Origin of the sequence: Neorhizobium alkalisoli (genome assembly GCF_007829835.1) — a bacterium.
Classification (GTDB): domain Bacteria; phylum Pseudomonadota; class Alphaproteobacteria; order Rhizobiales; family Rhizobiaceae; genus Neorhizobium.
Map to the genome: position 1 here is coordinate 580556 of NZ_VIWP01000003.1, position 24584 is coordinate 605139.

29 protein-coding genes are annotated in these 24584 nt (G+C 60.9%); 14 read left to right on the top strand and 15 right to left on the bottom strand.

What is annotated here, in order from left to right; genetic code table 11:
* Positions 1 to 5: 5 nt before the first annotated feature.
* Both FHW37_RS13625 and FHW37_RS13630 read left to right on the top strand, forming a co-directional pair.
* Positions 6 to 1166, top strand: a complete 1161-nt coding sequence (locus tag FHW37_RS13625; protein WP_145637355.1) for an MFS transporter — start codon at positions 6 to 8, stop codon at positions 1164 to 1166.
* Between the two features lie 2 nt (positions 1167 to 1168).
* Positions 1169 to 1552, top strand: coding sequence for a VOC family protein (locus tag FHW37_RS13630; RefSeq protein ID WP_145637358.1), 384 nt, complete (start codon positions 1169 to 1171; stop codon positions 1550 to 1552).
* 121 nt (positions 1553 to 1673) lie between these two features.
* Here FHW37_RS13630 and FHW37_RS13635 read toward each other — a convergent pair whose 3' ends face one another.
* Positions 1674 to 2114 (bottom strand): MarR family winged helix-turn-helix transcriptional regulator, encoded by a 441-nt coding sequence (locus tag FHW37_RS13635; RefSeq protein WP_145637361.1) that lies wholly within the window; start codon positions 2112 to 2114, stop codon positions 1674 to 1676.
* A 342-nt stretch (positions 2115 to 2456) separates the two neighbouring features.
* On the opposite strand from FHW37_RS13635, the gene FHW37_RS13640 reads away from it, so the two are divergent.
* Genes FHW37_RS13640 through FHW37_RS13650 form a run of 3 tightly spaced genes read left to right on the top strand, consistent with a single transcriptional unit; the run spans position 2457 to position 6091 of the window.
* Positions 2457 to 2987 carry a sorbitol dehydrogenase family protein gene (locus tag FHW37_RS13640; RefSeq protein WP_145637364.1) on the top strand — a complete coding sequence of 177 codons (531 nt, stop codon included), beginning with the start codon at positions 2457 to 2459 and terminating at the stop codon, positions 2985 to 2987.
* 30 nt (positions 2988 to 3017) lie between these two features.
* A complete protein-coding gene (locus tag FHW37_RS13645; RefSeq protein WP_145637366.1) occupies positions 3018 to 4652 on the top strand; it encodes a GMC family oxidoreductase in 1635 nt (544 codons plus the stop codon).
* A gap of 2 nt (positions 4653 to 4654) precedes the next feature.
* Positions 4655 to 6091 carry a cytochrome c gene (locus tag FHW37_RS13650; protein WP_145637369.1) on the top strand — a complete coding sequence of 479 codons (1437 nt, stop codon included), beginning with the start codon at positions 4655 to 4657 and terminating at the stop codon, positions 6089 to 6091.
* A 256-nt stretch (positions 6092 to 6347) separates the two neighbouring features.
* Here FHW37_RS13650 and FHW37_RS13655 read toward each other — a convergent pair whose 3' ends face one another.
* Together FHW37_RS13655 and FHW37_RS13660 are read right to left on the bottom strand one after the other, a co-directional pair.
* Positions 6348 to 7451, bottom strand: coding sequence for a helix-turn-helix transcriptional regulator (locus FHW37_RS13655; protein ID WP_186458250.1), 1104 nt, complete (start codon positions 7449 to 7451; stop codon positions 6348 to 6350).
* A 290-nt stretch (positions 7452 to 7741) separates the two neighbouring features.
* A complete protein-coding gene (locus tag FHW37_RS13660) occupies positions 7742 to 8203 on the bottom strand; it encodes a YcgN family cysteine cluster protein (protein ID WP_145637376.1) in 462 nt (153 codons plus the stop codon).
* Between the two features lie 257 nt (positions 8204 to 8460).
* Here FHW37_RS13660 and FHW37_RS13665 point away from each other — a divergent pair, with 257 nt between their 5' ends.
* The 4 genes from FHW37_RS13665 (at position 8461) to FHW37_RS13680 (ending at position 11839) form a co-directional block, all read left to right on the top strand.
* Positions 8461 to 10734 carry a transglycosylase domain-containing protein gene (locus tag FHW37_RS13665; protein WP_145637379.1) on the top strand — a complete coding sequence of 758 codons (2274 nt, stop codon included), beginning with the start codon at positions 8461 to 8463 and terminating at the stop codon, positions 10732 to 10734.
* A gap of 165 nt (positions 10735 to 10899) precedes the next feature.
* Positions 10900 to 11226, top strand: a complete 327-nt coding sequence (locus FHW37_RS13670; protein WP_145637382.1) for an ArsR/SmtB family transcription factor — start codon at positions 10900 to 10902, stop codon at positions 11224 to 11226.
* 42 nt (positions 11227 to 11268) lie between these two features.
* Positions 11269 to 11544, top strand: a complete 276-nt coding sequence (locus FHW37_RS13675) for a ribbon-helix-helix domain-containing protein (protein WP_145637385.1) — start codon at positions 11269 to 11271, stop codon at positions 11542 to 11544.
* Positions 11537 to 11839: a type II toxin-antitoxin system RelE/ParE family toxin gene (locus FHW37_RS13680; protein ID WP_145637388.1), complete on the top strand. Its 303-nt coding sequence runs from the start codon at positions 11537 to 11539 to the stop codon at positions 11837 to 11839. Before FHW37_RS13675 ends, FHW37_RS13680 begins: the two co-directional genes overlap by 8 nt.
* A 50-nt stretch (positions 11840 to 11889) precedes the next feature.
* On the opposite strand, the gene FHW37_RS13685 is transcribed toward FHW37_RS13680, so the two are convergent.
* Positions 11890 to 12210 carry a HigA family addiction module antitoxin gene (locus FHW37_RS13685; protein WP_145637391.1) on the bottom strand — a complete coding sequence of 107 codons (321 nt, stop codon included), beginning with the start codon at positions 12208 to 12210 and terminating at the stop codon, positions 11890 to 11892.
* Positions 12182 to 12466 (bottom strand): type II toxin-antitoxin system RelE/ParE family toxin, encoded by a 285-nt coding sequence (locus tag FHW37_RS13690; protein ID WP_145637394.1) that lies wholly within the window; start codon positions 12464 to 12466, stop codon positions 12182 to 12184. Before FHW37_RS13690 ends, FHW37_RS13685 begins: the two co-directional genes overlap by 29 nt.
* 141 nt (positions 12467 to 12607) lie before the next feature.
* Between FHW37_RS13690 and FHW37_RS13695 the strand changes: the two genes are divergently transcribed.
* Positions 12608 to 13195 carry a DUF1214 domain-containing protein gene (locus tag FHW37_RS13695; RefSeq protein ID WP_145637397.1) on the top strand — a complete coding sequence of 196 codons (588 nt, stop codon included), beginning with the start codon at positions 12608 to 12610 and terminating at the stop codon, positions 13193 to 13195.
* Positions 13196 to 13202: 7 nt separating this feature from the next.
* Positions 13203 to 13769, top strand: coding sequence for a DUF1254 domain-containing protein (locus tag FHW37_RS13700; protein WP_145638037.1), 567 nt, complete (start codon positions 13203 to 13205; stop codon positions 13767 to 13769).
* A gap of 6 nt (positions 13770 to 13775) precedes the next feature.
* Here FHW37_RS13700 and FHW37_RS13705 read toward each other — a convergent pair whose 3' ends face one another.
* A complete protein-coding gene (locus tag FHW37_RS13705; protein WP_145637400.1) occupies positions 13776 to 13955 on the bottom strand; it encodes a hypothetical protein in 180 nt (59 codons plus the stop codon).
* A gap of 750 nt (positions 13956 to 14705) precedes the next feature.
* On the opposite strand from FHW37_RS13705, the gene FHW37_RS13710 reads away from it, so the two are divergent.
* Complete coding sequence (locus tag FHW37_RS13710) at positions 14706 to 15770, top strand: DUF2336 domain-containing protein (protein ID WP_246690765.1); 1065 nt, start codon at positions 14706 to 14708, stop codon at positions 15768 to 15770.
* A 7-nt stretch (positions 15771 to 15777) separates the two neighbouring features.
* Here FHW37_RS13710 and FHW37_RS13715 read toward each other — a convergent pair whose 3' ends face one another.
* The 5 genes from FHW37_RS13715 to FHW37_RS13735 all read right to left on the bottom strand — a co-directional run bounded on the left by FHW37_RS13715 (position 15778) and on the right by FHW37_RS13735 (position 19652).
* Positions 15778 to 16116 carry a DUF1491 family protein gene (locus FHW37_RS13715; protein WP_145637406.1) on the bottom strand — a complete coding sequence of 113 codons (339 nt, stop codon included), beginning with the start codon at positions 16114 to 16116 and terminating at the stop codon, positions 15778 to 15780.
* Positions 16117 to 16148: 32 nt separating this feature from the next.
* The gene (locus FHW37_RS13720; RefSeq protein WP_145637408.1) at positions 16149 to 16442 is read right to left on the bottom strand and encodes a helix-turn-helix domain-containing protein; all 294 of its coding nucleotides are present in this window, start codon (positions 16440 to 16442) and stop codon (positions 16149 to 16151) included.
* Positions 16439 to 16816: a type II toxin-antitoxin system RelE/ParE family toxin gene (locus tag FHW37_RS13725; protein ID WP_145637411.1), complete on the bottom strand. Its 378-nt coding sequence runs from the start codon at positions 16814 to 16816 to the stop codon at positions 16439 to 16441. Before FHW37_RS13725 ends, FHW37_RS13720 begins: the two co-directional genes overlap by 4 nt.
* Before the next feature lie 186 nt (positions 16817 to 17002).
* Positions 17003 to 18130 (bottom strand): peptidoglycan-binding domain-containing protein, encoded by a 1128-nt coding sequence (locus tag FHW37_RS13730; protein ID WP_145637414.1) that lies wholly within the window; start codon positions 18128 to 18130, stop codon positions 17003 to 17005.
* Positions 18102 to 19652: a sensor histidine kinase gene (locus FHW37_RS13735; RefSeq protein ID WP_186458252.1), complete on the bottom strand. Its 1551-nt coding sequence runs from the start codon at positions 19650 to 19652 to the stop codon at positions 18102 to 18104. The genes FHW37_RS13730 and FHW37_RS13735 overlap by 29 nt, the downstream gene beginning before the upstream one ends.
* A gap of 477 nt (positions 19653 to 20129) precedes the next feature.
* On the opposite strand from FHW37_RS13735, the gene FHW37_RS13740 reads away from it, so the two are divergent.
* Together FHW37_RS13740 and FHW37_RS13745 are read left to right on the top strand one after the other, a co-directional pair.
* A complete protein-coding gene (locus FHW37_RS13740) occupies positions 20130 to 20576 on the top strand; it encodes a DUF5330 domain-containing protein (RefSeq protein WP_145637417.1) in 447 nt (148 codons plus the stop codon).
* Positions 20577 to 20745: 169 nt separating this feature from the next.
* Complete coding sequence (locus tag FHW37_RS13745) at positions 20746 to 21168, top strand: SufE family protein (RefSeq protein ID WP_145637421.1); 423 nt, start codon at positions 20746 to 20748, stop codon at positions 21166 to 21168.
* 235 nt (positions 21169 to 21403) lie between these two features.
* On the opposite strand, the gene FHW37_RS13750 is transcribed toward FHW37_RS13745, so the two are convergent.
* The 4 genes from FHW37_RS13750 to mnhG all read right to left on the bottom strand — a co-directional run bounded on the left by FHW37_RS13750 (position 21404) and on the right by mnhG (position 24469).
* Positions 21404 to 22237 (bottom strand): DUF6456 domain-containing protein, encoded by an 834-nt coding sequence (locus FHW37_RS13750; RefSeq protein WP_145637423.1) that lies wholly within the window; start codon positions 22235 to 22237, stop codon positions 21404 to 21406.
* A gap of 17 nt (positions 22238 to 22254) precedes the next feature.
* On the bottom strand, positions 22255 to 22794 hold the full coding sequence (locus FHW37_RS34080) for a helix-turn-helix domain-containing protein (RefSeq protein WP_246690766.1): 540 nt from the start codon (positions 22792 to 22794) through the stop codon (positions 22255 to 22257).
* A gap of 480 nt (positions 22795 to 23274) precedes the next feature.
* On the bottom strand, positions 23275 to 23706 hold the full coding sequence (locus FHW37_RS13760) for a MucR family transcriptional regulator (protein ID WP_145637426.1): 432 nt from the start codon (positions 23704 to 23706) through the stop codon (positions 23275 to 23277).
* 433 nt (positions 23707 to 24139) lie between these two features.
* A complete protein-coding gene (mnhG, locus tag FHW37_RS13765) occupies positions 24140 to 24469 on the bottom strand; it encodes a monovalent cation/H(+) antiporter subunit G (protein WP_145637428.1) in 330 nt (109 codons plus the stop codon).
* Between the last annotated feature and the right edge of the window lie 115 nt (positions 24470 to 24584).

The following is a 24584-nucleotide window of genomic DNA, read 5'->3' on the forward strand; positions in this document are numbered from 1 at the left end:
ATAACATGCTTTCTGCTGATCGGCCGGAAACCCGGCTGGCGACCCGTCTTGCTTTTCTGGTCGCCGGTTTTGGCCTAGCCTGCTGGGCGCCGCTGGTGCCGTTTGCCAAGCAGCGGCTCGGCGTCGATGACGGCGTTCTCGGCGGCCTGCTGCTCTGCCTCGGCCTCGGATCCGTGGCGGCGATGATCGCGACGGGCATATTGAGCGCCCGTTTCGGCAGCAAGCCGATCATCATTGCCGGCGGCCTTGTCATGGCCATTGCCCTACCGTTTCTCACCCTTGCCGGCAGTCCGCTGACGCTCGGGATCGCGCTTGCGGTCTTTGGCGGCGCCCTCGGCTCGCTCGATGTCGCGATGAATATTCATGCCGTCGAGGTGGAGAAGGATGCCGGCAAGCCGCTAATGTCCGGCTTCCATGCCCTGTTCAGCATTGGCGGCTTTGCCGGTTCGCTGCTGATGACGGGATTTCTTTCGGTCAATATCGGTGCATTCACGGCAACGCTCATCTGCGCGGCAATCATGATCGCCGCCGTGCTCGTGGCCTGGCCGAGACTGCTTGACACGGCACAGGCCGAGGACGCCCCGCTGTTTGCCGTGCCGCGCGGTATCGTGCTTTTGCTGGCGATCCTGGCTGCGATCACCTTCCTCGTCGAAGGCGCCATTCTGGACTGGAGTGCGCTGCTTCTCACCGGCACGGGCCATGTTTCGGACGCGCATGGTGGAATTGGCTATATCCTGTTCGCGATCGCCATGACCATCGGCCGGTTCAGCGGCGACGCCATGACCGCCCGCCTGGGTGACCGGGCAACGCTGATCTGGGGCGGTATCGTCGCCATAACCGGCTTTGCCATCATCCTGCTTTGCCCGATCACGCTGATTGCCATGAGCGGCTTCCTGCTGATCGGCCTCGGCGCTGCCAATATCGTGCCGGTGCTGTTCCGGCAGGGCGGGTCACAGACGGTCATGCCATCGGGTCTGGCGGTCGCGGCCATCACCACGACCGGTTATGCCGGGGTCCTGCTCGGGCCGGCCAGCATCGGCTTCATCGCCCATCATGTCGGTCTTGGCGCCTCGTTCTGGATGCTGGCCGCCCTGCTCTGCATCGTCCCGCTTTCCGCCGGTTTCGTCACCCGTTCCAGCGCCAAACATTCCAGTAAGGGAGCATGACCATGCGAATCGCCCATTCGGCGCTCTGGACCAGGGATCTCGATGCCGCAGCCTCCTTCTGGGAGACTTATTTCGGCGCCACGGTGGGAGAGCCCTATCACAGCAGAAGACGCGAAGGCTTTGTCTCGCGTTTCGTGCAGCTTCCCGATGGACCGGACCAGATAGAACTGATGACGGGACCGTGGCTGCGTGGTCGCCTCGATAATGAACATGTCGGCTGGGACCATATCGCCGTTTCGCTTGGCAGCCGGGACGCCGTCGATGCTTTGGCCGGGCGCTGCGGCCAGGATGGCTGCCTTGCCTCCGGCCCGCGCCTCACGGGCGACGGCTTTTACGAGGCCGTGATCCTGATGCCGGACGGAACACCGGTCGAGATCACCGAATAACGGATCCGATCGGCATGCTTTGAGTTCGCCACCCCCGGAAACGTTGCAATCTCCGTGTGGCGAAAGCTGGCGGCGGGCAAGCCTGCCGCCAGCGCAGGACGGATGGATCCGCCTTCAGCCTTTACCCCTTGTCGTCCAGCATCTCGCTGAACGCCTTCAAATCCTTCAGAAACCCGGCAAACCGCTCCTCGCCCAGCATGCCCTCGATGCGCTTTCTGGCGCGGGCGGCGGCGGCGGCAACCTGGTCGAGCAGGGCGCTGCCCTCGGGGGTGATGTAGAGAAGCCGGGCGCGCTTGTCCTTCTTGTCCACCTCGCGGCGGATGAGACCGCGGGCCTCGAGGATTTCCACACATTTGGTCACCGACGAACGGTCGAGCGCGATTCTCTCGCCGAGCGTATTCTGGTGGATACCGGGCTCGATATGCACAAAAGCGAGCGCGCTATACTGGGTCGGGGAAAAATCGAGCTCCGCCGCCTCCTTGCTGAAAATGGCCAATGCGACCTGCTGGCAGCGCCTGAGCAGGATCCCGTGTGTGTTCAGCATATGGTTGGCAGTCAGCATACGACGTCCACGCTCCTCACCTCGATTGACAATCGATAATTAGTGGCGTAGCTGATAATCAGCTATCCAACTATTTCGGATCGGAAGCAATGCGATCGAGTGTCGCACCACATCCGCTGCCGAGTCGAAACTCCAAATGGTCGAAAACCTAACCACTCCCGTGCTTTCCGACGTCGAGATGCCAACGACATCTCCGCAGCGCGCGACATTGCCCGAGATCGACCGCAGACGCAACGCATCCGCCATGATGCGTGCACAACTGCCCTTCCGCGCATTCCCAGACAGGATGTCTGGGCGAAACACCTGCCCCTCCCCATCCCGCTCCCCAAGGCCACAAAATCGATGACCAGACAATCCAGAGATCCGTTCGGGCAGCTGATGCTGTCCCGGCGCAGCATGCTGCTCGGCAGCGCCACCCTGATCGCCGCGGCCCATCCGGCCCTGTCCTTTGCCGCCGTCGATTCGGCAGCTGAAACACGGTTCATGCGGCTGTCGACGCTGCTGATCAACCACCAGCTCAACCCGGATATCGGCGCCCGTATCGCCGAGACGGCGACCAGCCAGTACAAGAATTTTTCACCCATGCTGGATGCGATCATCGCCATTGCCGAGAAGAAGCAGGCCAAGACGGTCGAGGATTTCTTCACCGATATTCCGGATGGCGAACTCAAGGACTTCGCCCATTGGGTGATTTTTGCCTGGTATAGCGGCTGTTCCTCCGAAAAGCGCGACGCCAAGGTGTTTACCTATGAGGAAGCGCTGACCTTCAAGACGACGAGCGATGTCGTCACCATCCCGTCCTTTGGATTTTCCGGCCCGAACCTGTGGACGAGGCCGAACCTGCCTCTGTCCGCACCGATGCCGACCTTCTGACGCCACCCCTGCCCTAGAGAGACATTTCCCATGGTTACCAAGACGAGTGCCGACGTCATTGTCGTCGGAACGGGCGTGGTTGGCGTCGTGATCGCCGAACAGCTCATCGATGCAGGCCATTCCGTGCTGATGATCGAGGCCGGGCCGCGCGTGACGCGTGCCGAAGTGGTCGAGAACTGGCGCAACGCGCCGCTCGGCGTCAAGGGCGATACGTCCGTCGCCTACCCGCCGCGCCCCTGGGCGCCGCATCCGACCGGCGCCGACAAGCCGGAAGACGCCTATCTGCAGTTCACCGGTCCGGATCCTTACGACCAGACCTTCATCCGTTATGCCGGCGGCTCGACCTGGCACTGGGCCGGCACGTCCTGGCGCCTGACGCCGGAAGACATGCGCTTGCATTCGCTTTACGGCGTCGGCCGCGACTGGGCTTTCGATTACGATACGCTGGAGCCCTATTACGTCCGCACCGAACACAAGCTCGGCATTTCCGGCCCGAGCGACCGGGCTCTGCAATGGCCGCAGACCGGCGCGCGTTCGGCGCCCTATCTGATGCCCTCCTTCCCCTTCTCGCCGGGCGAACAGAAATTCACCGAAGTCGTGAAGACGCTGGGTTACACCAACATTCCGGTCGCGCAGGCGCGCAATAGCGGCATGCCTTATGACGGCCGCCCGGCCTGCTGCGCCAACAACAATTGCGTTCCGGTCTGTCCCGTCGCTGCCAAATACGATGCGGAAACCTCGCTTGGCCGCCTTGAGCGCAAGGGCGTGACCCTGCTGGTCGATTCGGTCGTCTACAAGGTCGAGACCAACGCCCAGAACAAGATCGAGGCCGTTCATTTCTACGACCAGCACAAGGAAAGCCACCGCATCACCGGCAAGCTTTTCGTACTCGCCTGCAACGGTCTGGAAAACCCGAAACTGCTCCTGATGTCGGCCAATGACCGCAACCCGAACGGCGTTGCCAATTCTTCCGATCAGGTCGGCCGCAACATGATGGACCATCCGGCCCGCACGTTGACGGTCACCACCAAGGAGCCCTTCTGGTCGGGCCTCGGCCCGGTCGTCAATTCGGGCATCATGGAAACCTCGCAAGGCGCGTTCCGCTCGGAACATGCCGGCGCCTATTTCCGCTACAACAACTTTGCCCGCAACCGCTTCGTGACCTTCGCGGCCCTGAAGAAAGGCCTTGTCGGCAAGGCGCTGGACGAGGAAATCCGCCGCATGACGGCCTGCACCGCCGATATCGTCGCAGCGCACGAAGTCCTGCCCGATCCGAACAACCGCCTGACGCTCTCGGCCAAGAAGGACTGGCTCGGCCTGCCAAAACCGTCGATCCATTATGATGTCGGCGAATACGTAAGGAAGTCGGCGGAAACCTATTCGCTGCCGATCGGCAAACAGATCGCCGCGGCGATGGGCGCGATCGACGTGAAGATCACGCCGAAATTTTCGAACAGCAAGCACATCATGGGCGGCACGATCATGGGCAAGGATGCGTCCAACTCGGTCGTCGATGTCGACTGTCGCGCCCATGACCACGAGAACCTGTTCATTCCCGGCGGCGGCGCCATGGCCTCGACCGCCTGCGGCAACAGCACCATCACCATGACCGCGCTCGCCATCAAGGCGGCCGACGCCATCGTTGCCCAGATGCGGGGAGCCTGATCATGACGAGCTTCAAGACCTTCCTGCTGGCAGCGCCTTTCGCCTTTGTCGCCTTCGCGCCGACGATTTCGCTTGCGCAGGATTTTCCGGCGGACCTCGTTGAAAAGGGCCGTTACCTCGCCACCGCTTCGGACTGCGTCGCCTGCCATACGGCCAAGGGCGGCAAGCCGATGGCCGGCGGGCTGGCGATCGATTCGCCGGTCGGCACGATCATGTCGACCAACATCACACCGTCGAAGGAAACCGGCATCGGCAATTATACCGAAGCGCAGTTTTCCGACGCGGTGCGCAAGGGCGTTCGCGCCGACGGCGCCAATCTTTATCCGGCCATGCCCTATACGGCCTATTCCTTCATGAGCGACGCGGACGTGCATGCCATGTACGCCTATTTCATGAAGGGCGTGGCGCCGGTCGAGGCGAAAAATGCCGAGACCAGCCTGCCCTTCCCGATGAATATCCGCGCGTCGATGATCGGCTGGAACCTGCTTTTCCGCAACAACACGCCGCTTTCCGACGATCCAAAGCAGTCGGCGGAATGGAACCGTGGCCGTTATCTCGCAGAGGGTGCCGCCCACTGCGCCACCTGCCACACGCCACGCGGCGCCTTCATGCAGGAAAAGGCGAGCCTCAACCTTTCCGGCGCCCAGGTCGGCCCGTGGTATGCGCCCGACATCACCTCCGACAAGGTGACCGGCATCGGCAGCTGGAGCCAGGATGAGCTTGTCACCTACCTGAAGACCGGCCGGCTTGCCGGCAAGGCACAGGCGGCCGGCAGCATGGGCGAAGCCATCACCCACAGCTTTCAGCATCTGACCGATGCCGATCTGAAGGCGATCGCCACCTATGTGGAAAGCGTGCCTTCCGCGCATCCGGCGGCAGCGGCAACCGGCGCGACCCGTTTCGACCAGGGCAAGCCTGTCAACGAACTGGCCGCCCTGCGTGGCAAGGGTTTTGACAACGGCATGAAGGGCGCCCATTCCGGCGCGCAGATCTTTTCCGCCAACTGCGCCTCCTGCCACGGCTTTAACGGCCAGGGCACGGCGGACGGTTATTACCCGAGCATTTTTCACAATTCGGCAACGGCAGGCAGCAATGCCAGCAACCTGATCGCCACCATTCTTTATGGTGTCGAGCGGGAGACCGAGAGCGGCCATGTCTTCATGCCGCCCTTCGGCGACCAGCCGAATGCCCTTACCCAGCTCGACAATGTCGAGGTCGCTTCGCTCGCCAACTATATCCTCAAGGATTACGGCAACAGCAAACTGACGGTGACCGCCCATGACGTCGGCGTCATCCGCGAAGGCGGACCGAAATCCGACATCGTGACCCTGGCACGGATCGGCATGGGGGCCGGCGCTCTGGTCGTGCTGGCGCTGATCGCGATGGCCGTGATCCTGCCGCGTCGTGGCCGGGCGGGAGCGGACAAGGCGAACGCCTGACGGTTTTGGTTGATTGAGACATGAAGGAAGCCCCGTGTCCGGATCGGATGCGGGGCTTTTTAATTGATACATGAGCGAGAGTGCGCCGCCAGCCGATCTCCCCCCTTGTGGGGGAGATGCCCGGCAGGGCAGAGGGGGGTGTCCCCCGCATTCCATTTCATCTTGAACTTGCCGGACTGTTGCTCACCCCCCTCTGTCAGCTTTCGCTGACATCTCCCCCACAAGGGGGGAGATCATAGGGCGCTTGCCGCTTCCTTCAAATCCGCTCGCTACGCTGGCCACCAAGCCCCGGCGCATTGAGCCCCGAAAGCAGCAAGACCAATTCCGCCTGCCGGGTCGTGCCGGTTTTCAGCATGATGCGCTTCAGATGCGAGCGGGCCGTTTCCAGCGAGATGCCGAGTGCTGCGGCCACCATTTCCGGTGTCTGGGCCAAAGCGATGCCGCGGGCGACACGGGCTTCGGCGGGTGTGAGATCGAACAGGCCGCAGAGAACCCGGATGTCTGGCGGGCCGATATGCCCGACCTGGGTAACGGCAAGCACTGCCATGGAGCGGGAAAAGATATCGCGCGCGGCGCGACGGATCGGCAGGAGATGTAGGATCAGCGCCGGCTGCCCGTCACGCGGCAGGATCGGCACGGACTGCACGGTCGGCACGACCTGCGCCTGATACCGGGCGATCGCTTCATCCAGCAGGCTGCGAGCGCCCGCCCCTTCGAGGATCAGCTTGTCGCCGGCGCCGGTGCGGATGCGCGGCGCCAGCGCCTCGATCTCGGCATTCATGGCAATGGCATGGCCGTTGTCGCCGATCACGGCGGCCGGCAGCCCGAGCATGGAGAGCGTCTCCGTCATCGACCGGGCTTCGGAAAAGGCAAGCCGCGACGACATATAGGCGGCGCGGGCGAGATCCGGTTTCAAGAGGTTTAGCTTGTCGATGTCCTGCTGGTTGAAATGCTCCATGCCCTTGGCCTTCATCAGGGCGATGACAATCGTGTGGCCGGTCGGTTCCTGAAAACCGTAGCCCGCCTCCCATTGCATGCCGGCCGGCTCGATGAATTCCTTGAGGATGACGTCTTCCGCCAGCTCTTCCGGCGTCAGGAAATCGATATCGCGACAGAAGGCGAAGGGCATGCGCTCCATCGCCTTGACCGGGCGGATGTTTTGGAAACGCAGATCGCTGACCGCAAACTGCGCGTAGACATCGGCAACATTGGGCGTTGCGACGAAACGGTGGGTGCCGCGCGGATCGATGGTGAAAATCGCCGCCGTCGAGGATCCGACCTCGGCGGCGAGGCGCTCACAGGTGTCAGTCCAAAGATCGGGGACGAGAGCCGCCTCGTAAAGCCGATCCGCAAGGGTCATGTCTACCGTCATCGAAGCCAAAGCCATTTGCGAAAAAAGCAATTCCAATGGAAACCGATAGATGCAAGATGCCGGTAAACTATTCTAGAGGAGAATTGGTTCCGATTAAATATAAAGGAAAACTTCGAGGGTTGTTTTTCGATTTTCACTGAAAATCGACGGGTTTTCCGAAATAGATTCGGTTTTTCTGGCTTTTAAGTACGTATTTATCCGTTCAGTCCATGTAGTGGGGTCAAGACGGCATAGCATGCCAGTCTACCCTTAAGCAGGCAGATTATCAGGAACGGGCTTCAGCCCTTCTGCCCCACCGTCAGCGGCCAGTCGACGACATAGTCCTCGAAATCGTCGACATGCACATCATCTTCGCTGACCGTACGGCCGCGGGCGGAAATGCCGGCCTGGTGCACGGTTTCCGGATCGCCCGAGACGAGCGGATGCCACCAGTAGAGATCCTCGCCGTCGCGCACTAGCCGGTAACCGCAGGTCGGCGGCAGCCAGGGGATGTCGTTGACCTCCTGCGGGGTGAGCTGGATACATTCCGGCACCGTCGCCTGACGGTTCGGATAATCCTTGCACTGACAGCTTTCGCCGTCGAGCAGCCGACAGGCAACCGAGGTGAAGACGACGTCGCCGCTGTCCCAGTCCTCGAGCTTGTTGAGACAACAGAGGCCGCAGCCGTCGCACAGGCTTTCCCATTCGCGCTGGTTCATCTCGTCCAGGCGCTTGGTCTTCCAGAATGGCTGTTCGCTCATGCCATCTTCCGACATGGCGTTCTCAGGCATCGCGTTTTCAGCGGAAATGAACAATATCGATCCACTCGTTTTAAGCTTGTTGTCATTTGGTCATCGCATGGAAACCATTTGTCAGCTAATGCTGAATAACGGTGAAAGGCTCATGAGCCCTCAAGGTGGCGGCGTCAAGCTTTTGGCTCAAGCCCCTCACCGCAGAACGCCGTCAAGGCGCATATAGGGAAAGAAATACAGGGCGGCAACCAAGGCAGGCTTACACAGTGCAGGACGATCTCCAGTCATCCGACACGCCATCCCGGCAACAGCCGCGCAGAAAGCGCCACATCTTCCTGCGGATCGATTCCTGGATCGATTCCACCGTCTGGACGCTGGGTTTCCGGCTCGCGGAAATCTGGGAAGAGATCACCATCTTCTTCCGCCGTTTTCGCGTGCGCGGGTGGAAACGTATCGTCGTCGAGCTGACGAGCGAGGCGATGACCTGGGGCACGCTCGGTTTTCTCGGCCTGCTCGTGCTGGCCCAGCCGGCCTTCGAGGAAACCAAGGAAGACTGGCGCAATCGCGGCGATTTCGCCGTCACCTTCCTAGACCGTTACGGCAATGTGATCGGCCATCGCGGTATCATCCATGAAAATTCCGTGCCCTTCGACCGGCTGCCGGACCACCTGATCAAGGCGGTTCTGGCGACGGAAGACCGCCGTTTCTTCGACCATTACGGCATCGATTTTCTGGGCCTTGCCCGCGCCATGAGCGAAAACGCCAAGGCAGGCGGCGTCGTGCAGGGCGGCTCGACTATCACCCAGCAGCTGGCGAAAAACCTGTTCCTGACCAATGAGCGGTCGATCGAACGCAAGGTGAAGGAAGCCTTTCTGGCGACCTGGCTGGAAGCCAATCTGTCGAAGAAGGAAATCCTGTCGCTTTATCTCGACCGCGCCTATATGGGCGGCGGCACGTTTGGGGCGGCGGCAGCGGCACAATTCTATTTCGGCAAGAGCATTACCGATGTGAACCTTGCAGAAGCGGCGATGCTGGCCGGCTTGTTCAAGGCACCGGCGAAATATGCCCCGCATGTCAACCTGCCGGCGGCGCGCGCCCGTGCCAACGAGGTCCTAACCAATCTCGTCCAGGGCGGCATCATGTCCGAGGGACAGGTGATCGCCGCAAGGCGCAATCCGGCAACCGTCGTCGACCGCGCCGACATCAAGGCGCCGGACTATTTTCTCGACTGGGCGTTTGACGAGGTGCAGCGGCTGGCCGCAGCCGGAAAGCTGCACGAACATTCCGTTATCGTGCGCACGACGATCGACACCAGCCTGCAGCAGGCGGCGGAAGCGGCGATGGAAACCAGCCTGCGGGAATATGGCGAGAACTTTCGCGTCAAGCAGGGCGCGATGGTGATGATCGAGAATGGCGGCGGTGTGCGCGCCATGGTCGGCGGCCGCGACTATGGCGAAAGCCAGTTCAACCGCGCCACCAAGGCGCTGCGCCAGCCGGGATCGTCCTTCAAGCTCTATACCTATTCGGCGGCGATGGAGAACGGGTTTACCCCGCAATCGACCATTTCCGACGCGCCGATCACCTGGCGCGGCTGGTCGCCGCAGAATTACGGCCGCTCCTACAAGGGCAAGGTGACGCTGCTGCAGGCCATGTCGCAGTCGCTCAACACCGTCCCGGTCCGGCTGGCCAAGGAATATCTCGGTACGGACGTGATCGTGAACACCGCCAAAGCCTTTGGCGTGGAAACGCCTTTGCGCAACGACAAGACCATTCCGCTCGGCACGTCGGAAGTGACGGTCATGGACCAGGCCACCGCCTATGCTGTGATGCCGGCCGGCGGCATGCAATCACGCCGCCACGGGATCGAGCAGGTTTTGGGTTACGGCGGTCAGGTTCTCTACGATTACAATCGCGACGAACCAGCCGCAAAACGCGTGCTGTCCGAACAGGCCATGGCCTCGATGAACAGCATCCTGACCCAGATCCCGGTGATAGGCACGGCCAAGAAGGCAGCACTCGACGGTGGCATCGTCACCGGCGGCAAGACCGGCACGTCGCAGAACTATCGCGATGCCTGGTTCATCGGCTTTACCGGCAATTACACAACGGCCGTCTGGTTCGGGAATGACGATTTTACCTCGATGAACAACATGACCGGCGGCTCGCTGCCGGCCATGACCTTCAAGACGCTGATGGATTATGCCCATCAGGGCATCGAGCTCAGACCCATTCCCGGCATCGAAAACCCGCTACCGGGCGGCAACCATCCCGGCAATGGCCGCGGGCCTGATGTCGCCAAGAAGAAGGAAGGCGAAGCGGTTGCGGCAGCGCTGATCCGGCCGCGGTCGCTCTCGGCGGAAACGACCCGCATCCTCAAGCAAATCGCCGCCAGCCTGCAGAAGGCGGGGCCGCTGGCCGAGCCCCCTGCCCCGAAGGTCGCCAATGCCGAAACCTCGGCCAATACAACCGACGCCAAACCTGCCCCCATCGGTCCGCCGGTTGCAAAGCTGACGCCGATCAGGGTCGAGCTGAAACGCTGAAAGACTGCCGGTTTTCCGGCAGTACTGGCTTTGGCGGACAGTCGAAATTTCGGAATACCTTAATCATATTCCCACTGATCTGTGATCGCCAAACAACGACCCCTTGTTGTATTAGCATATTCGGAATAATCTGATTGTAGATCGGGTTTGATCGGTGAGGGGCTTATGAAGAGCTATACGACGCATTGGAGTTTCGACAGGCTTGAAGCATCCCGCGTGCTGGGCGTGCTTGCCAATCCGCACCGGCTTCTGGTGCTCGGCCTTCTCATCGACGAGGAATGGGACGTCGGCCGGCTCGCGAAAAAGCTGAAACTTAGCCAGTCGGCGCTGTCGCAGCACCTCAGGATCCTCCGCGACGCGCATCTCGTCTCCACCCGCCGCGATGGCCAGATGGTCTATTATTCCTCGACCTCGCCGGAGATTTTGCATATCCTGGAACTGCTGAATGATGATTTCATGCCGGTGGAAGAGCGGAAGGCGGTTGCTGGCTGAGGCCGTTTACCGGTTGGGACCGATCATGTTATTCTTGCGGACATGACCGCAAGAGATCTCCGCACCGTCACCATATCCCTGACGCCGAGCCAGGCGGAGCGGATGCGGCATGCTGTCGAAAATGGCGAATACGCTTCCGACAGCGACATCGTCCATGACGCACTTGATCTGTGGCAGCAGCGCAAGGATTTTCGCGCACTTGAACTGGAACGCCTGAAACAGGCTTACGCCGAAGGAAAGGCAAGCGGAGACGGCGAAACCGTCGACCCCGCGGCATTCCTTGCAAGCCTGAAAGCCGAACGTTCGGCTGGTGGCTGATTACCGGCTGACACCACGCGCCAAGCGCGACCTTGCCGATATCTGGCGCACCATCGCGATCGACAATGAAAGCGCCGCCGACAGGCTGATCGGCAGATTCTTCGACAAATTTGCACTCGCGGCCGTTCATCCGGAAATGGGCCCGCCGCGGCCCGAGATCGCCGCGAATGCGCGGCTGATTATCGAAGGCAGATATCTCGCGATTTACGAACCGACACTCTATGGGGTTTTAATCGTGAGTGTCGTTCACGGAGCTAGAGATCCATCCCACTGGCTGGATGATACGGATCGATAAACAAAACGGCGCTGGTCCGCAAAGCAAACAATCTTCCGGCCCATTGATCCTCAAGCTGCCCGAGGTTCGATGCGATCGAGCACCTCGCCCAATTCGCGGCGGCGCTGGAGAAGATCGTAATCCGACTGCATGCCAAGAAAGACACCTTCGGACATGCCGAAATACCGTGCCAGACGAAGATCCGTATCGGCGGTCACCGAGCGTTTGCCGAGCACGATCTCGTTGATCCTGCGCGGCGGCACGCCGATTGCACGGGCAAGCGCATTCTGACTGATCTGCATCGGCTTCAGAAAATCTTGCTTCAGGATTTCACCGGGGTGCGGATTGTCGAGAAGCTCGGGATCAGCCGTGGTAATCGACGATTTCGACATGCGCCGGACCTCCATCCATCCAGATAAAACATATGCGCCACTGATCGTTGATACGGATCGAATGCTGGCCCTCCCGATCGCCCTTCAATGCCTCCAGCCGGTTGCCCGGAGGCACGCTGAGATCGGAAAGCTTGCGCGCCTGATTGAGAAGACGCAGCTTTCGCAAGGCAATCGGCTGGATGTCGGCGGGCAGCTTGCGGCTTCGCTCCCCGTTCCAGATGCGTTGCACTTCACGATCTGCGAAATCCCGGATCATGGGCCATAACCATAACGCAAGGCGTCATGGGCTGCAACGACAGCACGGACCAATCTCGTTGAGATCCTCCCGTCCCGGTTCCTTCCCAACAGAATCAATGCTAATCCTCGGCGACACTCTTGCGAGGGCCAGAGCCAAGCCGTGTTTCGTCTTCCCTTTCTCATCGCCATCGCGCTTGCCATCGCCTTTGGCGGCGGCATCTGGTCGACCCGGATGGCGCTCGATGCGACCATCGGCTTCGGCGCGATCAAGCTCGGCCCGTGGGAAGCCTTTCCGGAAGCGCAGACGGTGGATGCCGATCCTTATGCAAAATCACACCGCGCCAATGCCGGACGGCTGCTTTATGCCAGCGCCGAGGGTCTCGTGTTCACGGCGGCGGTGGATGACGGCAATGCGCCGCTCACCAGCGCCTGCCATTACCGGATCAGCGGGCGCACGCCGGCCGCAAGGCTCTGGACCCTTTATGCGACCTCTGCCGGCGGACCTGCCGCCTCAGCCCAGTCGGACCTGCCGACGGCGCTCAATTCCCGCACCGTGCTACGCAATGCCGATGGCAGTTTCGATATCGCTGTCGGCGCCTCCGCAGAAGCCGGCAACTGGCTCGCCGTGCCGGGGACAAGCCCTTTCCGGCTGGTGCTGACGCTGCTCGATACGCCGACTGCCGGCAGTTCCGGCCTGATCGACCTCGCCATGCCGGGGATCAAAAAAATCGGTTGCGGCAATGCGTAGGCGTCTCCTGCCCGCTCTTCTCATCGCCTGCCTGGCGGGGGTCGTCGGTGCGGCACTGCTGCACCTGGTCATTGTGCTCAGCCTTCCCTCCTTCAGCCAGCGTGATGCCTATACGCGCGTTTTGGCGGAGGGAGAGATCCACCAGTTCTACAGGCTGGGTGATGCGCCGGACCGCGCCGGGCTGCAGAAGGACGATCCGTTCATCGACCTATCTGTCTGCGGTTTCGATGTGAGCGAGGGACCTGTTCGGCTGACGGCGGTTGCCGATGGCGTGCCGTTCTGGTCGCTGGCGCTTTACGACAGCGCTTCCAATGAAGTGTTCAGCATCAATGACCGGACATCGTCCGGCGGCAGGCTGGATCTGGTGATCGCCACGCCGGCACAGCTCACCCAGCTGCGCAAGGATCTGCCCGAGACAATCTCGCAGGCAATCCTGGTCGAAACGCACAGCGCCGATGGCTATGCCGTGCTCAGGGCTCTTTCGCCGCAGACAAGTTATTCCGCGGCTGTTGGCCAATTTCTCAAGCAGGCCACCTGCGCGCCTTTCGAATGGCGCCTCAGAAGCCGCTTTTGAGCCTCGTTATTCCCCTGCGACGACCGCGTGGTTTTCAGCCTTGCGATCCATCCGGTCATCAAAACGCTCGTAACGAACGCCGGTGAACATCACCAGCTCGCCGGTCTCTTCGGCCGCGCCGATCCTGACCTGCGGACGCCGGCCGTGCTGGTCGCGCCATTTGTTCAATACGACTATCTCTGCCATGCTCGTCTCCGTTCAACGAATTCGAGACGGATGAAGACGGTTCAATCTCACCCTGCCCGCTTTGGGGCTGATGCGCCCCCACGAACCACCGCGGGGCATGCGCATCCTTCTCGTCCCAGCCCCCTCAATCCTTGAAAAAGGGTGCAACGACACTTTTACATCCCGACCATCCGCCTGAAGGCCGGGAATACGGGGGATCTCACGCCAAGATCCCCCGCCACCCGAAATCCGGAAGATACGCACCGGATAAGGCTTATTCAGCCAGAGCACTCTTAACAGTTAGTAAATGCTAATATAAAACTTCGTATCGATGGAAGCTGGTATTCTCACGTAGAACGCAGAAACGACATTTTCGTTCACGCAGCGCGGCGACCTTTTGCGCGGAAATTTCCACCGCCGGATCTCGCCAGATTTTTTCAGCTTCGAGACCTGTGCCGTCATTGCACAGGCATGATCCATTGCAGCAAAAGACAGATGCCCAACAAATCACAGATGCATCGAAACGAAGCGCTTTTCACCGACCGTTAACCCTCCAAGAGTTAGCATCCGGTTAAACCAAGGCGTAACCGGCGGCACTTTCGATTATCTTGTGCCAGCGGCCTTCGCCACCGGGAGTTCCCAGGCAGAGGTGGATGTTAGAACCCGAGTGTTTGTCGGGCGATGCATCGCCTTTTCCCACATCAAATGTGTTGCGTAGTTGTGAGTTGCCCAGTGACGAACGAGTTTCGAGATCTCGAAAGGCCCCAAGCCATGCGTAAGAAGGACGTGGTGCTGATGGCGACCGTCACCAGTTTTGAAAGCCTGCCGCATCCATCCCGCTCGGAACTCCGCCAGTTTGCCGAACTTTTCTCGCCGCTGTTCAGCGCCTCTTCGGAAGAGGCGCGCCGTCAGGCGGTCGCCGCCCTCTCCCAGAGCGAAAAAGTGCCAGCCGCCGTCGCCTTCTTCATCGCCAGCCAGCCGATTTCCATCGCAGCCCCCTTCCTGATCTCCTCGCCCTCACTGACGAACGAGGCGCTGATCGCGATTGCCCGCACACAGGGCCTCGACCATGCAAGGGCGATCTCACGCCGCGAACACCTGTCGCCGACGGTCATCGATGCGCTGGTCGGCATGCGCTACGACACCAGCATTCGGCGCAAGCAGCCGGTGAGCGCCGAGGTGCCGGTGGAGACTGCGTCTGAGGCGGACGCTGCGCCAGCACGGAACTCTCGTCAGCCCGAAGCAAGGCAGCCCATCACGGCGGAAGACAGCGAAAGACTTGCGCGCGAAGAACAGCTGCGTCGGCGCATAAAACTGCTTGCCGGCCATAAGGACCGCGACCCGGCCGACCGGCTGGGCCTGCGGCACGTTTCGGAGATGCAGTCCGTGCTTCTCGTGCGTTTTGCGCGGAACCGCGAGGCGAGCCTGTTCTGCGGCGTGCTTGCCGATGCGCTTTCGGCCAGCCACTGGCTCGCGGAGCGGATCATGCTCGACATATCCGGCCATCAGCTCGCAACGACGCTGAAGGGCCTGTTCATGGACGAAGGCGATGCGATCTTCATCCTCGAAAAACTCTACAACCACCTCGCCGAAAGCCATGACCGCCGCAGTCGCGCCGAAGTGATCTGGGACATGCTCGACACGGACGATTGCGGCCGGCGACTGGAAGCCTGGCGGCGCGCGGACGGCTATACCTACGCCCAGACGCAGACCCTTGCGACGCAGGCGCCATCAAACACGGTAGAAGAGCCGCAGCAGATCGAGGAAAGCGACGATCAGCTGTCGCGCCCCTTCCGCACCTCCGCCAGCATCCGCCGCAGCGTGCACGGCCGCTAAAGGCAGATTACTCGGCGACGATATCGATCAGGTCGCCGATCTCTTCCACTTCCAGCTCGACCAGCCAGAGATCGGGATCGAAGCGAAGCTCTTTGGCCACGGCCTCGCCGACCTTTTCCGGATCGGCCTTTTCCAGCCGCTTCTCGAATTTTCGGCCGCCATCATCCTCGCCGAAGAAATTTTGCGGCGCCGGCGCATAAAGCGTCTCGGTCCCGTCGCGCAGGCGCTGCCGCACGAACACCGCCCCCGCCTCCTCCGCGCCCTTGTGCAGTACAGCCGCAAAATCGCCTGCGGCGAACACACGGCGAACGAGAGCTGAGACGAAGATGTGGGATTTGAGGCGCATGCTCGTCTCTACAGCATCGGCCGACGAAGAATTCAATCGTCTACCAGCTCAATTCTGAGTTTCTTGCCGACGGAGCGGGCAGCGCGATCAAGCGTATCAAGGGAAACGGCAACGTTGTGAGGGTCGAGTACCCTGTTCACCTGCGTGCGGCTTGTGCCCATTCGCATGGCCATATCCGATTTGCTGATCGACTGCTTCTTACGGGCTTCATCGATCTGCCAGGTCAAAACCCGCTTGATAGCCTCGCCATAGACCTCTTGCCTCTCGCCGAGATCATCGAGAAAGTCCTCAAGAGTGCCGCCGACAGAAGATTGCACTTCGCTCATTTCTTCTTCCTCTTCTCGACCTTGCTCAGCCGTTTCGACCGCTCCAGGTGTTCTTTCCAGCGCCTCACTGCCAGCTGTATCGCATCCTGCTGCCCATCCTTGCCGTCCTCGCCGTGGAGCAGCAACATTATCTCACCATCGATTCCGAAATAGGTTCTGGCCTCGACGCGCCCATCCCGAATGCTGGACCTTACTTCGCGAACTCCATCCCGGAGCGGCCTGCAAACCGGCATTCCGATCGGCCAGCCGAACTCGACGGTCGCAATATCGGCACCAACGATCCTACGGTCGGCCTTGTCGAGCGATTGAAGCCATTCCTTCACCGGCTCAGAGCCATCAGAGGTGACGAAGAACCTTGCTTCAATGCGCTTCATGCGAACCTCTTGTACCGTATACGGTTCAATTCAGCAAGGAAATGTTGCAATGGCAGCATGGCTGCAGGAGGCGCCTGGATCAACCTCCAGATGTGCGCATCCGTCCAGCAATTTGGGAGAAACTGTCTCGATCGGCTGCTGCGATAATCAGCCGATCGCCCGCCAAAGTATTGCGTATCCGGCGCCCTAAAGCGCGCCGATCGCCTTCAGCTTGTTGAGCACCATCGGATTGGGCTCGCCGGTTTCCGGCAGGCGGTAATGGCGTTCAAAGCGGCGGATGGCTTCCTTGGTCTGGAGGCCGGCGACGCCGTCGATCTCGACGTCGGAATAGGCGATGTTCGACAGGCCGCGCTGGATCTGCAGCACCATGTTGGTTGCCGGCACGGGGCTGCGGGACGCGACCTGCGTGCCGGGCCTCGAAGCCGCAGCTGGAATATTGCCGGTCGGGATGTTCGCTGGCGGGATCATCGAAGGCTTGCGCTCCGCATCGCGGATGGCTGCAGCGACCGGGTCTTCGGCCTTGACGCTGACCGGGATCGGCCGGGCCGGCTGCGGCACGGGTGCGGGCCGCGGCTGGCTCTTTGCGACCTCGGCTGCCGGCTTTGGCAGGGGCTGCGGGGCGATCTGCGGGCGCTGGGCGACGGCGGGGGCTGCGGCCGGGCGCGGCTCGGCCTTCAGCGCGGCCAGAAGCTCGGCACTCGCCTCGCCTGTCTGGGCAAGTCCGGCGCTTTCCTCAAAGAAAAGAATGGCCGACTGCGTGCGCGGACCGGTGACACCATCCTCGGCGCCGTCATAAAGGCCACGGCGGGCAAGCTCGTGCTGGACGGCAGCGATCAGCACATGGGCACTGTCGGCGGATGGGGTCGCGGCATTGGCGAGAGCCGGCGGTTGCGGCAAGGCGGCGGCCGGCTGGTTCGCAGCAGGCGGCACCACGGCAGGCGGTGCTGCCTGGACGACTTGCGCCGGTGCTGCAGGCTTATCGGCAGGTTTGTCGGATGCGCGCTCGATACGGAAGGTCGTCACGTCGTCCGGATGAACCTGGGCCGGGCGGCGATAACCGGTCAGCGCATTGGGATGTTCGGGATCGCGGGTCGCCAGGAAAGGCGACGGATGGCCGCCCGGCTGGTACCAGAGCGCATTGGCTGCAACGAAGGAAAACAGCACGGCAAAGCCGGCGAAACCGAAGACGGCCTTCGGATTGCGCGAAATCGTGCGCGCAAAAACGCCGCCGGTCGTCACCAGCATCGTCGAAGCGAGCCCCGGCTTCTTGGCCGGTCGCCTTTTATCAGGCGATTTTCGCTTTCGCGCGGCCATCTGCAAAATCCTGTTCGTCCATCATGGTCGGCTGACGGGATACCACGAGACGTGGCGGGAACTCCACCCTCTCGCTGTGCATAACTTCTTCTGCGCCTGCAACGCCCGATCCATCGGCCGGCAGATGAATGGTCACCATCGTGCCTTCGCCCGGGCGGCTGGAGATCGAGAAACGGCCGCCATGCAGGGCAACAAGGCCCTTGACCAGCGACAGGCCGAGGCCCGTGCCGTCATACTGGCGGGTATAATCGTTCTGCACCTGCATGAAAGGCTGGCCGATCGAGGCAAGCTTGTCTTCGGCAATGCCGATACCGGTATCGCTGACAGAGATCACCAGTTCGCCGGACCTGACGGCCGCATCGATCGACACGACGCCGCCCGCAGCAGTGAACTTGATGGCATTGCCGGCAAGGTTGATGAGGATCTGCTGCAGCGCGCGGCGATCGGCAATCACTTCGCCAAGGCTGCGCGAGGCGCGCGCCGTCAGCGTCACGCCCTTTTCGCGAGCCGAATGGTCGAGCATGGCGCGGCAGGCCTCGACGGCTTCCGAAACGGCGAAGGGTTCGGTGATCAGCTCGTAACGGCCGGCCTCGATCTTCGACATGTCGAGCATCGTATTGACGACCGACAGGAGATGCGCGCCGGACTGGCGGATCAGGCCGACATATTCGCGCTGGCGGTCGTTTTCGAGCTTGCCGAAATATTCGCCGGCCAGAACATCGGAAAAGCCGAGAATGGCATTGAGCGGCGTGCGCAACTCATGGCTGACGGCTGCCAGGAAGCGGGATTTCGCCTGATGGGCAGTTTCAGCTTCGGCGGCGCGCTCGGCGGCCTGGGTGCGGAGCAGTTCTTCGCCCGAGCGATCACGCAGCTGGGCAAAGATCTGCACCAGCTCGCCCTCGCCGTCGCGGATCGCCGACATGTCGAGGCTCGCATAAAGGAACTGGCGGCCGATGGCAGCGGAATAGTGGCTTTCGATACGGATCTCGACATTGGCCATGTCGGCGCCCGTCTCGCCCCGCTGGCGCAGCGTATCGATGGCATGCAGGAGCGCGATGCGATCCGAGACATGTATGCATTCGGCCAGAACCTCGCCGGCGCTTTCGCGCAGGGCCGAGGGAAAAGTGGAAAGGTCGCGGCCACCAGCCTTGACCACGCGACCCTGCGGATCGAGGATCAATGCCAGGCCAGGGCAGGACTGGAAGGCGATGTCGTTTTCGATGGGCGCGGAGATTTCGCTCTGTGCGCGGCGCGGCAGGGCGAAGGCTGCGGCCGCAACGATCAGCATCAGGGAAAGAACGAGGGCAGCGCCGACCGGGAGCGCCAGAGAAGGCGCCATGACGGTGGCAAGCAGCGCGGGTACGGCAAGAAATGCGGCACCGCCGGCAAAGGCAAGGCGGCGCAGAGCGAGGACATGGCCTGCACGGGCCCCATCCTCGTCGCCGATGCGGATCAGCCAACGGGACACAGCCCCGTCGACCAGAGATACCGCCTTCTCGGCTATGTCACTCAATACGCGCACGCAAAACCCTGACTGCAATTTCTATTCGAGCGTCACAATAGGTCTCGCGGGCTTAAGGAAACAATAAAAACTGGTGCCGGAAGGCCTGTCAAAGGCCCGCTTTTCCGGCTTTGGGACAGGTTGGAGCCTGCATTTCCGATCGTGGTTAACGCGGCGTAAGCGACGGATTTGGTTTGATTTTTCCTGGGACATTAAGATTTGTGGCAATGGCGCGAGGCAAAAACCCTTGGAGAACGGCGCCGCCGCCGCATTTATGCTTAACATCGGCCGTTAAACTCCTAACGAAAGGACCTGGAACGGTCATGACGGGCCGGAGAAAGATCGCATTTTAATCAAATTTGCCGAAAAACCGAGCGAACCCGTCAAAGCGATATTTGCTTCCGATCGGTACGTTGATGTTCAAGACCGGCACAGACCGGCAGGCCAGCCGGGGCAAAATCAAGTCCCAGCTAAAAGGCAAGACAGGTGGACAGGACGATGTGGTTTCTGATCAAGGGAAGTGTGTTCTTCGCAGCCGTGCTGGTGGTGCTGTCTTATTTCAGCGCCCAGAAGCCGGGTGACGACAACTCTATGTCGCCGCTTCAGGTGGCCGACGCCTTTTCGGCCGCAACCCAGGCCTATCAATATGTCAGCGCCATCTGCACCGAAAAGCCGGATGTCTGTGAAAAGGGCGCCGATACCTTTTCCGCGCTTGGTGTAAGGGCCCGCGAAGGCGCCAAGGTGGCCTTCGACCTTCTCGACCGCCAGTTCGGCACGAAGGAGGCCGTCGAGCCGCAGATACCGTCGATCGCCGTCAAGGCCGATCCGGATCTCCAGCCGCTGCCAGAAGCCTTGCCGCAGCAGCAGGCAGCGCTTTATGCGCCCATCGTTCACGACATTCATACGGGGACCATTCCCCTGCCGCAGAAACGTCCGCTCCGCTAAGACCGTCTGTAACCGAAATTTCAAAAGCTTGCACCGGTTTTCCTGCCATGGTTCCCGGTGCCGGACTGCCCACCCTGAATTCGGCATCTGCTGACGCCGTGAGAAGTGATCTTCTCACGGCGCTTTTTTTTGCTTTTATCAGAGGTGGAACTTCCTATATGCAGCAGCGATGACCAAGCTTGAACAGATGATCGAAGATTTCGCCTTCCTGGATGACTGGGAGGATCGCTATCGTTATGTGATCGAGCTCGGCAAACAGCTGCCCGACCTTGCCGACGACAAGAAGAGCGCCGAAAACAAGGTACAGGGCTGCGCCAGCCAGGTCTGGCTCGTCAGCCATGTAGAAAACACGGATGCCGACCCCGTCATGACTTTTGAAGGCGATTCCGACGCCCATATCGTGCGCGGCCTCGTCGCCATCGTGCTCGCCGTCTATTCCGGCAAGACGGCTTCGGAGATTGCAGCAACAGATGCAATCGAAGTTTTTGACAAGATCGGTCTCGTCGAACACCTCTCCTCCCAGCGCGCCAACGGCCTGCGCTCAATGATCAAGCGGATCCGCGCGGAAGCGCAGCTGCGGGTAGCGGCTTAAGGTTTTTCAGTCGTTGCAATAGAGCTCTCTGCTCTGCCGAACGCCTATGAATTTCGAGCCGCGAAACAGCCTCCCAATAATCTCCCCCCTTGTGGGGGAGATGTCACGAAGTGACAGAGGGGAGTGAGCAACGGTTTGGCAAATTCGAGGCGAACGAGGAGTGTGGAGACACCCCCTCTGCCCTGCCGGGCATCTCCCCCCACAAGGGGGAAGATCCTTATGCCGCACCCTCCCCTTACAAAACCGGCCGGAACCCGTCTGCGCCCCAATGATGGCTCCGGCGCCGCACATCCGGCCTTGGCGGATCGTAATGCCGTGCGAGTGCCAGAAGTGCCGTCCGCAGCATCAGTTTTGCCGAGCGGGCCGGCCATTGGCGTTCGCGTTCCACCAGCTCCAGGCCCTTGCCGAAGCAGCAGACATCGATGGCAACGCCCGACAGTTCCGGCCCCATCGCCTCCATCGCATCTGAAAAGCGTGTGCGCGCGGCGAGTGCGCTGTCGGTGATATCGACCTTGCCGCCGGCACTACCCTTGGCGCGGGAGGAAAGACGCGGTTCCCAGCTGGCGGTGATACGCGGCTGCATCTGGCCGCGGGTGAAATCCGACAGCAGCCGCTCGCCGGCCTCCACCGCCATCGGCGGCATGAAGGGACCGCCGTCGCGATCCTTCAATCGTGCCACGGCGCCGAGCGGTGATTCGGCCAGATTGATGCGCACCGGCTGGCGACTGCCCTCGACCTCCATAGTCGCCGTTTCCACCTCGCGATGCTGGGTGAGAAACGCCTCTTCACGCTCTGCCATTGCCCGCCGGATGAACGACGTGGCTGTGGCGGATGCCGCAATCCGATCGCCCTGTCGTTCCGCAAGACCGAGCGACAGGGCCTGAGCCAAAGTTTCCTCCGGGTGGTGGCGCCTTGTGACGCCAGTCAGGCAGATCTGCCCTTCTTCCATGTTCTCGACCGCGCAGGCGCCCTGCAGAAGATGGCGCATCAGCACTATCAGCGCCTTGCGGCCGGCAGCCGCGGGATCACCGCCAGACGTCTTGTGAGGCAGGTTCAGGTTTTTACTCATGGGATTAGCACTTTCCCTCATCGGCTGCTTGCCTGCGAAATGCCGAAGACAGCACCGACCATGCGTTCGATGACGCAGACGAATTCGTCGAAGGCGGAATCATCGCGCCGATCCTCGACCACATGACAGGCATGGCTGACCGTGGTGCGATCGACGCCAAAAGCATCGGCGATATCGCGCTGCTGGACCTGCAGCACGACGTGGCAGACATAGATGGCGATCTGGCGGGAATGGCAGTTGAGGCGCCGGCGATCACGGCGCATCAGCATGCGGTCCGAGAGCAGACCGACCACGTCGCCGACAAGCTGCCGCACCGCCCGGCAGGCCGTGCGCAAGGTCAGGCTTTCGGGCAATTGCGGATGCGAGCCGCCCGGAAAACCATCGAGCGCATCGGCAATGGCAGGCAGGTCCGATACCGGCAAAAGTTCGGACATATCGGGCAGCGCCAGCATGGCGGCCAGCGCCTGGCCCGCACCTTGTGCCGGTTTGGCGAGGGCGAGCGGAGCGTCCGGCCCGACGGCAATATCGAAAGATCCGGTGAGCGTAGCCGCGGGCATGGCGGGCTCATCGCTTTGTGATGATTGCAGCAATGGCCGCGATTCGGCGCTTTCAGCGGTGGGGTCGATTGTGCAAGCGGCACGATCGTCAGAGGCAGCCGAATGAATCGCCCCGCTCTCCTCCATCGCGCCTGCGCGTTCTCCCTGTTGCATACTGGCTTTAATACCGTCCTGCAGCGGATCGATCTGTTTTTGCAGAGGCATGAGAAACTCCATAAAATAGGAATTAATTCACATATCTTACTGCATGCCAGAGAGAGGAGGAAATTGGAAGGGCAGGTTTTTTGCAATAAATACAAAATTCCGTTGGAAGCCCTTCAATTCATATGGGATTTTTTTCCTCATCATCATCAACAAAAAACCGGGCTCAGGGCCCGGTCTTTGTTGGTATTCCATTTGGTGTCCGCCCGGCCCGCCGCCTGTCTCCGGAGTGATATCCGGTGACGTGGCGGCAGATCGGCCGTTTCTTTTGGCTTAAACTTAAGCCTTGCCGCGACGACGGCGCTGGCCGAGGCCCATTTCCTTGGCGAGGCGCGAGCGGGCTTCCGCATAGGCCGGAGCAACCATCGGATAGTCGGCCGGCAGGCCCCACTTTTCGCGGTATTCTTCCGGCGTCATGTTGTAATGCGTCATCAGGTGACGCTTCAGCGACTTGAACTTCATGCCGTCTTCCAGGCAGATCAGGTAATCGTCCTCGATGGACTTCTTGATCGGAACCGGCGGCTTCGGCTTTTCGACCGCAGCTGCGACCGGTGCCGGGGAAGAGGTGCTGCTCAGCGCCGTATGAACGTCGGCGATGAGGTGGGAAAGATCCCCGACGGGGACCACGTGGTTGCTCACATAGGCAGCCACGATATCTGCGGTCAGCTCGACCAGCAGTTCCGGGCCTTTGCCCAATGCGATTTCTGTCATCTTCAGTCTCCTGTTTTCATCTTGCGACGGATCCGCGACCTCCGCGGTACCGGCGCCCTGCACAGCGCTGATGGTACTTGGCTACCGCTCGCATTGTCCGAAGACTGAAACCTACCCCTAAGTTTCATGCGAGCGACAAACGCATGTTCCACCTGACATTGCTCTGCACCAGACGTATTCACATGTTTCGCGTGCATATTTCAAGCCTGCACGCGTACCGTATACGTGAAAACATCTGAACTAGACCAGCATCAACGCTCTACTGTACCTGAATTAGCACCCTGTAGAAAAAAGTCCAACTGCGAAATCTAGTAATGCCTCAGGTTTTTCCACCCGATTTGCGCCACAAATCTGAATTACTGACAGAAGCTCGAGAAATTCCTTAATTATGACAAGCTTATAGCTCGTTTGCAGCAGGCTATATTGGCTGAGATTAATTCTTCATCTCATCAACGACCGTGCGGTCGCACAATGAATAACCGGCCCGGCGCGAAGCAATCGCCAGTAGATGTGCCGATACCGGCGCGGTCAATACAAAGAACAGAAAGCCCGCAAGTGCGCGCGCCAGGGTTGAAATATCGCCCGAATGGATGCCGACGGCCAGAAGAAGCAGCCCCGATCCGACCGTTCCGGCCTTTGAGGCGGCATGCATGCGGGTATAGACGTCCGGCAGGCGGTTGAGCCCGATTGCCGCGACCAGTGCAAAGGCCGCGCCGGCAAGAATCAGGATGGCGGTGACAAGTGCGAACAGCGTTTCGATCATCGGCTCTTCTTACCCCGTGATGTTTCGGCTGCAGGCTTTTTCTTCGGCGCGCCGGCTGTGCTTTGCTTTTTGGGCGCCGCATCCGCAGGCTTTGCGGCTTTCGATTTTGTGCTGG